The 12,768-nt window shown below is 59.0% G+C and carries 13 protein-coding genes; 4 read left to right on the top strand and 9 right to left on the bottom strand.

Annotated elements, in window-relative coordinates; translation table 11 throughout:
* The 4 genes from ACWHRL_RS07115 (at position 1) to ACWHRL_RS07100 (ending at position 3,005) form a co-directional block, all read left to right on the top strand.
* Complete coding sequence (locus ACWHRL_RS07115; protein ID WP_447895810.1) at positions 1-501, top strand: LPS-assembly lipoprotein LptE; 501 nt, start codon at positions 1-3, stop codon at positions 499-501.
* On the top strand, positions 498-1,559 hold the full coding sequence (gene holA, locus ACWHRL_RS07110; protein ID WP_447895809.1) for a DNA polymerase III subunit delta: 1,062 nt from the start codon (positions 498-500) through the stop codon (positions 1,557-1,559). The genes ACWHRL_RS07115 and holA overlap by 4 nt, the downstream gene beginning before the upstream one ends.
* Before the next feature lie 112 nt (positions 1,560-1,671).
* Positions 1,672-2,070: a PA2779 family protein gene (locus ACWHRL_RS07105; RefSeq protein ID WP_447528537.1), complete on the top strand. Its 399-nt coding sequence runs from the start codon at positions 1,672-1,674 to the stop codon at positions 2,068-2,070.
* A gap of 8 nt (positions 2,071-2,078) precedes the next feature.
* Positions 2,079-3,005: a PA2778 family cysteine peptidase gene (locus ACWHRL_RS07100; RefSeq protein WP_447895808.1), complete on the top strand. Its 927-nt coding sequence runs from the start codon at positions 2,079-2,081 to the stop codon at positions 3,003-3,005.
* Positions 3,006-3,067: 62 nt separating this feature from the next.
* Here the strand turns inward: ACWHRL_RS07100 and sthA are convergent, their stop codons facing one another.
* The 9 genes from sthA to ACWHRL_RS07055 form a co-directional block, all read right to left on the bottom strand.
* The gene (sthA, locus tag ACWHRL_RS07095) at positions 3,068-4,459 is read right to left on the bottom strand and encodes a Si-specific NAD(P)(+) transhydrogenase (RefSeq protein ID WP_447528535.1); all 1,392 of its coding nucleotides are present in this window, start codon (positions 4,457-4,459) and stop codon (positions 3,068-3,070) included.
* Between the two features lie 84 nt (positions 4,460-4,543).
* Positions 4,544-4,798, bottom strand: coding sequence for a (Na+)-NQR maturation NqrM (gene nqrM / locus ACWHRL_RS07090; RefSeq protein ID WP_447528534.1), 255 nt, complete (start codon positions 4,796-4,798; stop codon positions 4,544-4,546).
* 212 nt (positions 4,799-5,010) lie between these two features.
* The gene (nqrF, locus tag ACWHRL_RS07085; protein ID WP_447895807.1) at positions 5,011-6,243 is read right to left on the bottom strand and encodes an NADH:ubiquinone reductase (Na(+)-transporting) subunit F; all 1,233 of its coding nucleotides are present in this window, start codon (positions 6,241-6,243) and stop codon (positions 5,011-5,013) included.
* A gap of 65 nt (positions 6,244-6,308) precedes the next feature.
* The gene (nqrE, locus tag ACWHRL_RS07080) at positions 6,309-6,926 is read right to left on the bottom strand and encodes an NADH:ubiquinone reductase (Na(+)-transporting) subunit E (RefSeq protein ID WP_447528532.1); all 618 of its coding nucleotides are present in this window, start codon (positions 6,924-6,926) and stop codon (positions 6,309-6,311) included.
* Between the two features lies 1 nt (position 6,927).
* Positions 6,928-7,596, bottom strand: coding sequence for an NADH:ubiquinone reductase (Na(+)-transporting) subunit D (locus ACWHRL_RS07075; RefSeq protein ID WP_447895806.1), 669 nt, complete (start codon positions 7,594-7,596; stop codon positions 6,928-6,930).
* 2 nt (positions 7,597-7,598) lie between these two features.
* Positions 7,599-8,420, bottom strand: coding sequence for a Na(+)-translocating NADH-quinone reductase subunit C (locus tag ACWHRL_RS07070; RefSeq protein ID WP_447528530.1), 822 nt, complete (start codon positions 8,418-8,420; stop codon positions 7,599-7,601).
* Positions 8,420-9,643 carry an NADH:ubiquinone reductase (Na(+)-transporting) subunit B gene (locus ACWHRL_RS07065; RefSeq protein ID WP_447528529.1) on the bottom strand — a complete coding sequence of 408 codons (1,224 nt, stop codon included), beginning with the start codon at positions 9,641-9,643 and terminating at the stop codon, positions 8,420-8,422. The genes ACWHRL_RS07070 and ACWHRL_RS07065 overlap by 1 nt, the downstream gene beginning before the upstream one ends.
* Position 9,644: 1 nt before the next feature.
* On the bottom strand, positions 9,645-10,994 hold the full coding sequence (locus ACWHRL_RS07060) for a Na(+)-translocating NADH-quinone reductase subunit A (RefSeq protein ID WP_447895805.1): 1,350 nt from the start codon (positions 10,992-10,994) through the stop codon (positions 9,645-9,647).
* 293 nt (positions 10,995-11,287) lie between these two features.
* Positions 11,288-12,745 carry a glyceraldehyde-3-phosphate dehydrogenase gene (locus tag ACWHRL_RS07055; RefSeq protein WP_447895804.1) on the bottom strand — a complete coding sequence of 486 codons (1,458 nt, stop codon included), beginning with the start codon at positions 12,743-12,745 and terminating at the stop codon, positions 11,288-11,290.
* Between the last annotated feature and the right edge of the window lie 23 nt (positions 12,746-12,768).

Here is a 12,768-nt window from a genome sequence, read left to right as displayed (position 1 = left end):
ATGAAATCAATGCGCCGGCGCTTGCTGGCGCTGGGGGCCGCGGCCATTACGGCGGCCGCGCTGGCTGGCTGCGGTTTTCAACTACGGGGGGCGGACTCGCTCCCCACGCTTCCGGCGCTCACGATCGAAGGTGAGACGGCTACTCCGCTTGCCCGCGAGCTCGAAAGCCAGCTTACGCGCATGGGGACCAACGTAACCCCCGGCGCGCCCTGGCGGGTGACCCTGGGCACGCCCAGGGTCGAAAACCGAGCACTGGGAAGCGAAGGGCGCGCCAACCGCGACCACGAGCTGACCATGCGCGTCTCACTCTCGGTTCAGCAGCGCGATACCAGCGCCTACGCGCTCAACAACGCCGTGATCGATACCGCAACGCGTATCCGCGTCAACGACGACGACCTTTTGAACCGCGAAACGCTGTTGGATGAAGCGAATCAAACGCTGACTCGCCAGCTCGCCAAGCGCATCATCGAGCGCCTCGCCACGCTAGAGACGCCGCCGTGAAGGTGTTCGCCGACCAGCTGCCGGGCCAGCTTGCCAAAAAGCTGCCCCGGGTCGTGATCGTTGCCGGTGAAGAGCCCTTGCAGCACCGCGATGCTTGCGACGCGGTGCGCCAGGCCGCCCGCCAGGCCGGTATCGAGGAGCGCGAAGTGCTCGATGTCGAGCCCAATTTCGCCTGGGGGCGGCTTCTGGAGACGGCGAGCAACCTGTCGCTATTTGCCACCAACAAGCTTTTGGAACTGCGTTTAGGCAATCAAAAGCTCGGCCAGGAAGGCAGTAAGGCGCTTGCCCAGTACGCCGAGCAGATGGACGCCAGCGACGATGTCCTCTTGATCAGCATGGGCAAGCTCGACGCCAAGCAGCAAAAAAGCGCCTGGTTCAAGAGCCTGGATAAACACGGGCTCTTCGTGCCGGTATGGCCGGTGGATGCTTCGCGGCTGGGTTACTGGCTACGCGACCGCGCCGGGCTCTACGGCGTGCAGATCGATTTGGACGCGGCCCGGCTTCTGGGCGAGCGTACCGAGGGTAATCTGCTCGCCGCCGACCAGGAGCTTCAAAAACTTGCGCTGATTCACCCCCAGGGCACGCGGCTCAACGTCGAAAGCATCGCCGTGGGCGTCGAGGACAGCTCGCGCTTTGACGTGTTCAACCTGGCGGACGCCTGCTTGAAAGGCGAGCCACAGCGCGTTTCGAAAATCGTCTCCGGGCTCAAAAGCGAAGGGGTCGAGGCGCCCATCGTGCTTTGGGCGCTGACCCGCGAGCTGCGTACGCTCTTGTCGCTGCATCAACACCTCGATCAGGGCCAGAGCTTCGAACACGCCTGCAAGACCCAAAAGCCGATGATTTTCGATAAGCGCCGCCCGGCGTACCAAAAGGCGATCAGCCGCCTGCCGATGAAGCGGCTGCACAAGCTGTTGCTCATGGCGCAGCGCCTGGACCTGTCGGTCAAGGGCGCGTCCAGCGTGCCGCTCTGGCCCGGCCTGCACGATTTGGCGATGACGATGTCCGGCGCGAAAGGTATACTGACCGAAACCGCATGGACCTACCGAATTGGCGTGTAACCCGTTAGCAAAGGCTTGAATGGCCGCCCTGACGGTGGTTTCGGCGACTCATTACCTATTGCTCATTACCTACTTAAAAAGCGCTCTGCGCATTTGTCCAAGGATGAAGACGATGAAAACCCTGCGTGCCTCCCTTTCCGCTCTGTTGATTCTGGCGCTGGTGGTTACCAGCCTGCCGGTGATGGCGTCGAGCAACAGTGCCTCGACCGGCATGATCTCGACCCAGTCGATGCTCGCAAGCGACCAGGCCGGTAGTGATCGTCAGCGTATCAGCGACCTGCTGGCCCGCGCCGATGTTCAGCAAGCGCTTGTCGGCCAGGGCGTCGACCCGAGCGACGTTCAGGCACGTGTGGCCGCCCTGAGCGACAGCGAAGCCCAGCAGATGGCCGAGCGCCTGGACGAGCTGCCCGCCGGTGCCAGCGGCGTGGTCGGCACCCTCTTTGCCGTGTTCATCATTCTGCTGATTACTGATATTCTCGGCCTGACCGACGTTTATCCGTTTACTCGCTAATCGCACCGATGCGCTCTCTACTTCCCTACGCCCGCCTTGCGGGCGTTTTCATGCTCGCGCTTTGGCTTTGTGGCTGCGCGCGCAGCCCGGTTCTACTCGAAAGCACCTATCAAAGCATTGCCCCCCAGGCCGAGCTTGCAAGCGTGCCCTTCTTCGCGCAAAGCGAGTACCAGTGCGGCCCGGCAAGTCTTGCCATGGTGCTCGCGTACCAGGGAAAAGACGTCACCCTGGAGGAGCTCATTCCCCAGGTGTACGTGCCGGGGCGAGAAGGCAGCCTGCAGCCGGAAATGCTGGCCACGGTTCGCCGCCATGAGCTGATCGCCTACCCTATCCGCCCCACCATGGACGCGCTACTTGCCCACCTGGCGGCCGGCGAGCCGGTGGTGGTGATGCAAAACCTGTCACTGCCGATCTACCCGCTTTGGCACTACGCGGTGGCGATCGGCTATGACCTGCCCGAGCAGCGCCTGATTCTAAGAAGCGGTGAAATCGAGCGGCACACGATGGTGTTTAGCCGCTTCGATGCGACCTGGGCGCGCAGCGAGCGCTGGGGGTTCGTGGTCAAGGCACCGGGGGAGCTTGCCGCCAACGTATCGGCGCGGGGCGCGGTGGAGGCCATTAGTGCTTACGAGGCGCTACACGGTCCGGTCGCCACCCTCAGCAGTTGGCAGGCGCTCGTCGAGCGCCACCCCGCCAATGCGCTCGGCCAGTTCGCCCTGGGTAATGCGCTCTTTGCCAACCAGGAGCCGGCCGCCGCACGGCGCGCTTTTGAGGCGGCGACGCAAAGCGACCCTAACCTGGGCGCGGCCTGGCTCAACCTGGGGTTGCTGCGGGCCAACCAGGGCGATTCAGAGGCCTCACGCCAAGCGCTAAGCCGGGCCGCCGCCCTCGAAGGGCCCTGGCAAAGCCGTGCCGAGGAGCTATTGGGCGATTGATCGGCTGGCATTAAAAAAGGGCCCGTTGGACCCTTTTCTTTCGCTTGAAGATAACCTGTCGTCTAGAAAACGCGGTTCAAGCCATTTTGCGCTGCTACCCGATAGGCCTCGGCCATGGTCGGGTAGTTGAACGTAGTGCTTACGAAATAGCGCAGCGTATTGGCCTCGCCCTCTTGCTGCATGATGGCCTGGCCGATATGCAGAATTTCCGACGCCTGGTCGCCAAAGCAGTGGATGCCGAGAATCTCCAGCGTGTCCTGATGGAAAAGAATTTTTAGCATTCCCACCGTATCGCCGGTAATTTGCGCCCGGGCGGTATCCTTGAAAAACGCCTTGCCCACCTCGTAAGGCACTTTTGCCTCGGTCAGCTCGCGTTCGTTGGGGCCAAAAGAGCTGATCTCGGGAATCGTGTAGATACCGGTCGGGATGTCGGTCACGAACCGGTAGTCCTTGTCCAGCAGCTCGTTGCAGGAGTTCAGGCCTTGATCGTAAGCGGCGCTGGCCAGACTCGGCCAACCGATGACGTCTCCCGCCGCGTAAATATGGGGAAGCTCGGTGCGGTAGTGGTCGTCCACGCTTAGCTGGCCACGGCCGTTAGCCTTCAGGCCGATATTCTCGAGTCCCAGGGTATCGGTATTACCGGTGCGGCCGTTTGCCCATAAAAAGGCGTCGGCGCGAATCTTCTTGCCGGATTTCAAGTAGACGACCACGCCGGACTCGTCGCCCTCTACCCGGTCGTATTCTTCGTTATGGCGGATCAACACGCCGTGCTTGCGCAGATGGTAGGAGAGCGCGTCGCTGATCTCGTCATCGAGAAACGACAGCAGGCTGTCGCGGCTATTGACCAAATCGACCTTGATGCCCAGCCCGGAGAAAATCGAGGCATACTCGCAGCCGATAACGCCGGCGCCAAATATCACCATCGTGCGCGGGGTGTGCGCCATGCTCAAAATCGTATCGGAGCAGTAGATACGCGGGTGACGGAAGTCGATATCGCCGGGGCGATAGGGGCGTGACCCGGTCGCGATGACGACTCTTTTAGCCACCAGTTCCTCGACCCCTTCCTGGCGGTCGCGAACCAGCAGCGTGTGCTCATCCTTGAAATGGGCGGTCCCGTGAAACAGGTCGATACGGTTACGCGCGTAAAAGGTCGTACGCATCTCGACCTGCTGGTCGATGGTATCGCGGGAGCGCTCCATGACCCGGGGATAGGAGAACATCCGGGGCTCGCCGATATCGCGAAACATGCGGTTGGTATTGAACGCCAGGATTTGCTTGACCTGGTGGCGCAGCGCCTTGGAGGGAATCGTACCCCAGTGGGTGCAGTTGCCGCCCACCTGGGGTTGCTTTTCGATGATAGCCACGCGCTGATCGTTCTTGGCCGCGTTGATGGCCGCGCTCTCGCCGGCCGGGCCCGTACCAATCACTACGACATCGTAATTATGAACCGCCATACCGTCTGCGTCTCCTCGATCCCATGATCGCGCGCACGAAGCGTACGCGCGTTTACCTCACTTACGCCGCCGATAGCGTGGCGCTTAACGGCGGGTAGCGTTGTAGCCGAGATCCGCGCCCCGGCTTTCATCGCTTACCCGGCGCGCGCCGCCCCGCTTGCGGTTCTCTTCTTCGCATACCTTGTCTTTACCGCCGCAGATATCGCAGCCGTCTTTCATACCGATCTGATTGAGCCCGCCGCAGGAACCGGCGATCGGCTTGCGCCCCATCAAGACACCTACCGCCATGGCGGTCATGATGAGCGCCATGAAACCCAAAACCAGTAACCAAATAGCCATATAAGCCTCCTGTGACGTTGTCTTTCTCGGGACAGTAATAGGCCCTGAAAGTGCCGTCATTCGGGTTAACACACCCGCTTTAATGGGTGTACTGCGTCATTATACCTTGGTCATTATACCCTGGAGCGGGCGATATAATCAGGCAGTACGGCCAAGGGGTAAAACGAACGGGGCTAGCATCAAGCTAGCCCCGTTGAGCGTGGGATAAACCCTTAACCGCCGAAGTCATCCAGCATGATGTTTTCAGGCTCGACGCCCATATCCAGCAACAGCTTGATAACGGAGGCGTTCATCATGGGCGGACCGCACATATAGTACTCGCAATCCTCCGGCGCCGGGTGATCCTTCAAGTACTCTTCATAGAGCACGTTATGGATAAAGCCGGTCGCTCCTTCCCAGTTGTCTTCCGGGAGCGGATCGGAAAGCGCCAGGTGCCACTCGAAGTTCGAAAACTCTTCGGCCAGCTGATCGTAATCTTCGTTGTAGAACGTCTCGCGCCAGGAGCGCGCACCGTACCAGAACGAGATCTTACGATCGGTTTTCAAACGCTTGAGCTGATCGAAGATATGGCTGCGCATCGGCGCCATGCCCGCACCACCGCCGACGAAGATCATCTCGGCATCGGTATCCTTGGCGAAGAATTCACCGAAGGGCCCCATTACGTCGACCTTGTCGCCCTCTTTCAAGCTGAACACGTAGGTCGACATCAAGCCCGGCGGATGGTCAGACTTGGGCGGCGGCGTAGCGATACGGATATTGAACTTGAGAAGCCCCTTCTCTTCCGGGTAGTTCGCCATGGAGTAAGCGCGAATCACTTCTTCGTCGTTCTTATGGGAAACGTCGAACAAATTGAAGGTTTCCCAATCACCGCGATACTCCTCTTCGATATCGAAGTCCGAGAACTTGATATCGTAGGGCGGTGCAACGAGCTGCACGTAGCCACCAGCGCGGAAGGCCACTTCTTCGCCTTCGGGAAGCTTGAGGTTGAGCTCCTTGATGAAGGTCGCGACGTTGGGGTTGGCGGTGACTTCGCACTCCCATTTCTTGACGCCGAATACCTCTTCAGGCACTTCGATCTTCATGTCCTGCTTGACGGGTACCTGGCAAGAAAGGCGCCAGCCTTCCTTTTTCTCGCGCATGGTGAAGTGCGACTCTTCGGTCGGCAGAATCGAGCCACCGCCCTCTTCTACGCGGCATTTACACTGCGCGCAGGAGCCGCCACCACCACAGGCGGAGGAAAGGAAAATACCGTTGGCCGCCAGGGTGTTCAACAGCTTGCCGCCGGCCTGGGTGGTCAGGGTGTTCTCGGGGTCGTCATTGACTTCAATCGTCACGTCCCCGCTACTCACGAGCTTGCTGCGCGCTGCCAGAATGATCGCCGTCAAACTAATGACGATGACCGTGAACATGACAACACCGAGCAAGATGACAGATGTATCAACCATGTCGGTTTCCTATTGCTGAGGGTTTTCTACCTCGGCGGCGAGCCGCCGCCGAGAAAACCGGCCGATTAAAGCTGAATGCCCGAAAAGGACATAAAGCCCAGAGACATCAAGCCAACGGTGATGAACGTGATGCCAAGGCCTTGCAAGCCACCCGGTACATCGCTGTACTTTAGCTTCTCGCGGATACCGGCCAGGGCGGCAATCGCCAGCGCCCAGCCCGTACCGGCACCAAAGCCATACACCACGGCTTCGCCAAAGTTGTAGTTACGCTCCACCATGAACAGTACGCCACCCAGGATCGCGCAGTTAACGGTAATCAGCGGCAGGAAAACGCCCAGCGCGTTGTAAAGCGACGGCACGTACTTATCGAGGAACATTTCCATGATCTGAACGAGTGCCGCGATAACGCCGATGTAAGAAAGCAGACCCAAAAACGATAGGTCGATGTTTTCAGCCCCATCGATGCCCGTCCAGGTCAGCGCACCTTCCTGCAGCAGATAGGTGTACACCAGGTTGTTCACCGGTACCGTGACGGTGAGTACCACGATGACCGCGATACCCAAGCCGATGGCCGACGAAACCTTTTTGGACACCGCCAAAAACGTACACATGCCCAAAAAGAAGGCCAGCGCCATGTTCTCGACAAAGACCGAAGCAACGAAAAGGCTTAAATAGTGTTCCATGTTACACGGCCTCCTTCGGCTTGGTGTTTTCCTTCATCTTGAACTCGTTCTCTTCGACCTGCTCCGGGTTGAGCGAGCGCAGCACCCAGATCAAAAGGCCAATGATGAAGAACGCGGAAGGCGGCAGCAGCAGCAAGCCGTTGGTAATGTACCAGCCGCCATCCTGAACGGTCGGCAAAATGGTGTAACCGAACAAGCTGCCCGCACCGAGAAGTTCGCGGAAGAAACCCACGACCAGCAGTACGAAACCATAGCCCAAGCCGTTACCGACGCCGTCCAGAAACGACATGCCCGGCGAGTTGGACATGGCGAAGCCTTCGGCGCGGCCCATGACGATACAGTTGGTGATGATCAAACCAACGAAGACCGACAGCTGCTTGGACATTTCGTAGGCGTAGGCTTTCAGAATCTGATCCACCACGATAACCAACGATGCGATGATGGTCATCTGCACGATGATACGAATCGCCGAGGGAATGTGGTTACGTATCAATGATACGAACAGATTCGAAAACGATGTTACGAAGATAACCGCCAGCGCCATGACCAGCGATACGCCCATGCTGGTCGTTACCGCCAGCGCCGAACAGATCCCCAGAATTTGCAGCGCAATGGGGTTATTCTGGAATATAGGCGCGGTCAACACGCCCTTTGCATTTACATCCGCCATGATCAAGCCCCCTCAACGTCGTTGAAGTCGGTGTCGGTGTCTGCGGCGTCTTCCGGCTCGGTGTCACCCCGGAACTTGGCCAGGTACGGTCCAAAGCCTTCCTCGCTGAGCCAGAACTGGAGCATATTGGTAACGCCGTTACTGGTGAGCGTGGCACCGGAAAGTGCATCCACCTCGTACTCGCTGCTGGCGCCGCCCTTGGTCAGGTGAATCGCCGGTGAGAGGTCACCCTCTTCATCGTAGATCTCTTTACCTTCCCACTGAGCCTGCCAGCGCGGGTTATTCACTTCGCCACCCAGCCCCGGCGTTTCGCTGTGCTCGTAGTAGGTGATACTGACAATGGTATTGCCGTCACCTTCTACCGCCAGGAAGCCGCGCATACGGCCCCAAAGACCCTGTCCGCGAATCGGCAGAACGATCTGCTCCGGGTCTTCCGGGTCGCCTACCAGGTAGACGGTCGAATAGTTCTCAACGCGGGAGAGACCGGCGATGTCGCGATCGCCAGACAGCGTACGACCGGTCGCCGGGTCCCGCGCCGCTTCGAAGCCATCGTACTCGTCCGCATCGAACTCATCGGTATAGTCGCCGGTTTCAAGCTCGACGACGCGCCCGGTGATCTGCTCGCTGAACGCCTGCTCGACGTCCATGCCGGACTCATAGAGTCTGGCCACGTTCAGAATATTGGTCTTGCGGTCGAGCTCCTGGTTGAGCTGCTGCGCAGGGCGCAGCGCCACGGCCGCGGTAGAGACAATCACCGAGCAAACGATACATAGCGAGAACGCTACGATCAGAATTTTCTTGATGGAGTTGTTACCTTGTGCCATTAGGCAGTCTCCTCGGCCGGTGCGCCGATACGCTTGGTACGGCGTTTGATATTGGCCTGGACGAAGAAGTAATCAATCAAGGGCGCAAACAGGTTCGCGAACAGTATCGCCAACATGATGCCTTCCGGGAATGCCGGGTTCACCACGCGGATCAATACGGTCATCACACCGATCAATGCACCAAAGACCAGACGCCCCTGGTTCGTCATCGACGCAGATACCGGGTCGGTGGCCATGAACACCATACCGAAGGCAAAGCCACCGATCACCAGGTGCCAGTACCAGGGCATCGCAAACATCGGGTTGGTCTCGGAGCCGATCAGATTAAACAGCGCACTGGTCGCCACCATACCCAAGAAGACCCCTAGCATGATCCGCCAGGAAGCGATACGCGTCCAAAGCAGAACCGCCGCGCCCACTAGTATAGCAAGGGTCGAGACTTCACCCACCGAGCCTGGCACAAAACCGAAGAAAGCATCCGTCCAACTGAAGGTGTTGGCGAGCGTATCCATGCCGTCCTGGAAAGCGACGGACAAAGCCGTTGCGCCGGTGTAGCCATCCGCGGCCACCCAGACGGAGTCGCCGGAGATTTGCGCGGGGTAAGCAAAGTACAAAAATGCCCGGCCGGTCAGCGCCGGGTTCAGGAAGTTCTTGCCGGTACCCCCGAAGATCTCCTTACCGATCACCACGCCGAAGGTGATGCCCAGCGCCACCTGCCAAAGCGGAATGGTAGCCGGCAGGATCAGCGCATAGAGCACCGAGGTCACGAAGAAGCCTTCATTGACCTCGTGGCCACGCTTGATAGCGAACAGCACTTCCCAGAACCCGCCCACGGCGAAGGTGACCAGGTAGATCGGCAGGAAGTACACCGCGCCGAGCGCGAAGTTGGACCACAGACTACCGGGATCATGCCCCGCGGAAATCAGCAGAAACAACGTTTCACGCCAGCCTTCGAGGGCCGCGTAACCCGAATCGATCGCCACGTTGGTCTGCCAGCCGGCGTTCCACATGCCAAAGAACATCGCCGGGAAGGTGCAAAGCCATACGGTGATCATCATCCGCTTGAGATCGATGCCGTCGCGAATGTGGGCAGTGGTTTTGGCAACGCTGGGGGGCGAGTAAAAGATCGTGTCGACCGCCTCATAGAGCGGGTAGAACTTCTCGTACTTGCCGCCCTTGTGGAAGTGCGGCTCGAGCGTGTCGAGCGTTTGTCGAATACCCATATCAGGCCTCTTTCTCGATCATGGTGAGATTGTCACGCAGGATGGGGCCGTACTCGTACTTGCCAGGACAGGCGTAGGTACAAAGCGCCAGATCTTCTTCATCCAGCTCCAGGCACCCCAGGTCCATGGCAGACTCGATATCTCCCACGATCAGCGAACGCAGTAGCTGCGTCGGCATCACATCCAGCGGCATAACCCGCTCATAGTTGCCCACCGGCACCATCGCCCGCTCGGAGCCATTAGTGGAGGTGGTCGGCGCAAAGTTATTCAATCCCTTGAACCCGGAAAGGTAGATACCCATGACCGAATGGCGGTTTTTCCCCGGCGAGAGCCAACCCAAGAAGGAGCGCTTGTTACCCTCTTCCAACAGGCTGACCTGGTTGTGAAAGCGGCCAAGATAGGTCAGTTTGCCTTCGGCGGAAAAGCCTGAAAACACCGAACCGGAAATGACGCGGGTGCCGTGCGGCTCGATCACTTCGCCCTCGAAGAGCTCGTCGGTGCTGGCGCCAATGCGGGTACGCAGCAAGCGCGGCTTCTCGGCCCGCGGGCCGCCGAGTGCGACGATACGCGTGACGTCGAGCTTGCCTTCCACGAACAGCTTACCGAAAGCGATCACGTCCTGATAGCCGATATGCCACACGCTTTTATGCAGCGCGACCGGCGAAAGATAGTGAATATGCGTGCCGACCAGGCCCGCCGGGTGCGGCCCCTTGAAGCTTTCGCTCTTGACGCCGCTGACATCCCCACCGGGGATAGAGGCATTTTCACCCGTGCACAGAAAAACGTTGCCCTCGGTCAGGCGGGTTAGCACCTTGAGGCCGTCTTCGAATGCCTGGGAATTTTCGTTGATGATCTGAGCTGGGTCAGCGCTGAGCGGATGGGTATCCACGGCGGTGACGAAGATATCGGAAGGCGTGCTATCCAGCGCCGGTGTGCGCGAGAAGGGCCGGGTCCGCAGCGCGGTCCAAAGACCGGTCTCCACCAACTGGTCGACGACCATCTGACGGTCAAGCGTTGCCAATGCGTCGCGCTCGTGAGAGGCAAACGTCATGGCTTCTTCATTCTCATCGACTTTAATGACGACGGAAAGTAAACGTCGTTTTTCGCCACGGTTAATAGCGACTACCTCACCCCCGGCCGGCGCTGTAAAACGCACGCCTTCCGTTTTCTTGTCGGTGAAAAGTAGCTGGCCTAGTTTGACCTTGTCCCCTTCCTGAACTTCCATGGTTGGCTTCATGCCAACGTAGTCAGTCCCCAGAATTGCCACATGGCGCACAGGCCGCGCATCGTCGATACGCGCCTCAGGCGCTCCCGTGATGGGAAGATCCAGGCCTTTTTTGACTTCGATCATAGTCTCGCCCAGTTGATGGATCGGATATACGAAGGTAGGGGTTCGAATGCTTATTTTCTGCTGGATGAATTGTTGTTTGCTCTGCAGATTGTTACCAGTCAGGCCCAAGCACGCTTGAACCACCCCGAAAAATCTACCGTATTATAAAGATAAGCGCGGCCAATGACCACAACCCCGACCCTCTCCTAAAGTGCTATATACATATACTTTTCGCTTTATTTAACGCCATAAAAAAACGCCACCTTGCGGTGGCGTTGGCTGAACGAGGCGTCGATTGCCCGCGAAACGTGCCTTCAGGCGCTTGGCAGCTTCAAAAACGCAACGTTAGACATGTGCTGCAAAATGCGAATCACTTGGCAGCTGTAGCCGAACTCATTGTCGTACCACAGATAGACCACCGCGTGGTGACCGTTGGCGATCGTTGCCTTGGCATCCACGATACCCGCATGGCGGTTGCCGACGAAATCCGAGGAGACCACTTCCGGCGAATCCACGAAGTCGATCTGTTTTTGGTAGCGGGAATCGATCGACATGCGGCGCAGGTAGTCGTTGAGCGCGGCGACGTCGGTCTCTTTTTCCAGCGTCAGATTCAAGATCGCCATCGAGACGTTGGGGGTCGGCACGCGAATGGCGTTGCCGGTTAGCTTGCCGTCGAGCTCCGGCAGCGCCTTGGTCACCGCCTTGGCCGCGCCGGTTTCCGTCAGCACCATATTGAGCGCCGCACTTCGCCCGCGCCGGTCGCCCTTATGGTAGTTATCGATCAGGTTTTGATCGTTGGTGTAGGCGTGCACGGTTTCAACGTGGCCGGTCTTGACGCCATATTCGTCGTTGAGTGCCTTGAGCACCGGCACGATCGCGTTGGTGGTACATGATGCCGCCGAGACGATACGATCGTTTTCACCGATTGCCTCGTGATTGATGCCATAAACGATATTTTTGATATCGCCTTTGCCCGGCGCGGTCAAAAGCGCCTTCGCCGCCCCCTTGCACTCGAGATGCTGGCCAAGGCCGGCTTCGTCGCGCCAGATACCGGTGTTATCCACTACCACGGCGTTATGGATGCCGTAGTGGGTGTAGTCGACCTCACTGGGCGAATCGGCGTAGATGACCTGCACCACGTTGCCGTTGACCGTGAGCGTGCGCGCCTCGGTGTCGATGGAGATCGAGCCGTCGAAGGGGCCATGAACCGAGTCGCGGCGTAGAAGGCTTGCGCGTTTTTCCAGGTCCTTGGCGATGTCGCCGCGCCCGCGCACCACGATAGCGCGTAGCCGCAACAGATTACCGCCACCGGCTTTTTCCACCAGCACGCGGGCCAGCAGGCGGCCGATACGCCCAAAACCGTAAAGCACCACGTCCTTGGGCTCACCGGTACTCGCGCCCGGCTCATAGCCGTCGATGATCTCGCCAAGCTCGCGTTTTAGAAAACCGTCGAGATCATCGCCGCCCTGATGTTTGAAGGCGACCGCGAGCTTGCCGATATCTACGTGCGCCGGGGCCAGGTTCAACGAGGCCATCGCTTTCACGATCGGAAAGGTGTCCCGGACCGAAAGCTCGGTGCCTTCGATTTTGCGCACGAAACGGTGATCTTTCAGAATGCGGATGACCGAGCGCTTGATCAGCGAGCGCCCGAACATGGTGGCCACCACGTTGTTCTGACGATAAAGCACACCGACCAGCGGAATCATCTGCTCGGCAAGCGCTTCGTCGCCTTGCCACTGTTGAAAAACGTTCTCGAGCGTTGACTGACTCACGTGCGGCCCCTTTGCATGGTTTT

The organism is Vreelandella sp. GE22 (genome assembly GCF_968212445.1).
This window is presented reverse-complemented; position numbering and strand designations above follow the sequence as displayed.

Coding starts and splice junctions, on each gene's coding strand:
- ACWHRL_RS07065 (WP_447528529.1), bottom strand. CDS start 9,643: ATGGGTATTCGACAAACGCTCGACACGCTCGAGCCGCACTTCCACAAG.
- ACWHRL_RS07100 (WP_447895808.1), top strand. CDS start 2,079: ATGCGCTCTCTACTTCCCTACGCCCGCCTTGCGGGCGTTTTCATGCTC.
- nqrE (WP_447528532.1), bottom strand. CDS start 6,926: ATGGAACACTATTTAAGCCTTTTCGTTGCTTCGGTCTTTGTCGAGAAC.
- sthA (WP_447528535.1), bottom strand. CDS start 4,459: ATGGCGGTTCATAATTACGATGTCGTAGTGATTGGTACGGGCCCGGCC.
- nqrM (WP_447528534.1), bottom strand. CDS start 4,798: ATGGCTATTTGGTTACTGGTTTTGGGTTTCATGGCGCTCATCATGACC.
- ACWHRL_RS07105 (WP_447528537.1), top strand. CDS start 1,672: ATGAAAACCCTGCGTGCCTCCCTTTCCGCTCTGTTGATTCTGGCGCTG.
- ACWHRL_RS07075 (WP_447895806.1), bottom strand. CDS start 7,596: ATGGCGGATGTAAATGCAAAGGGCGTGTTGACCGCGCCTATATTCCAG.
- ACWHRL_RS07070 (WP_447528530.1), bottom strand. CDS start 8,420: ATGGCACAAGGTAACAACTCCATCAAGAAAATTCTGATCGTAGCGTTC.
- ACWHRL_RS07115 (WP_447895810.1), top strand. CDS start 1: ATGAAATCAATGCGCCGGCGCTTGCTGGCGCTGGGGGCCGCGGCCATT.
- ACWHRL_RS07060 (WP_447895805.1), bottom strand. CDS start 10,994: ATGATCGAAGTCAAAAAAGGCCTGGATCTTCCCATCACGGGAGCGCCT.
- nqrF (WP_447895807.1), bottom strand. CDS start 6,243: ATGGTTGATACATCTGTCATCTTGCTCGGTGTTGTCATGTTCACGGTC.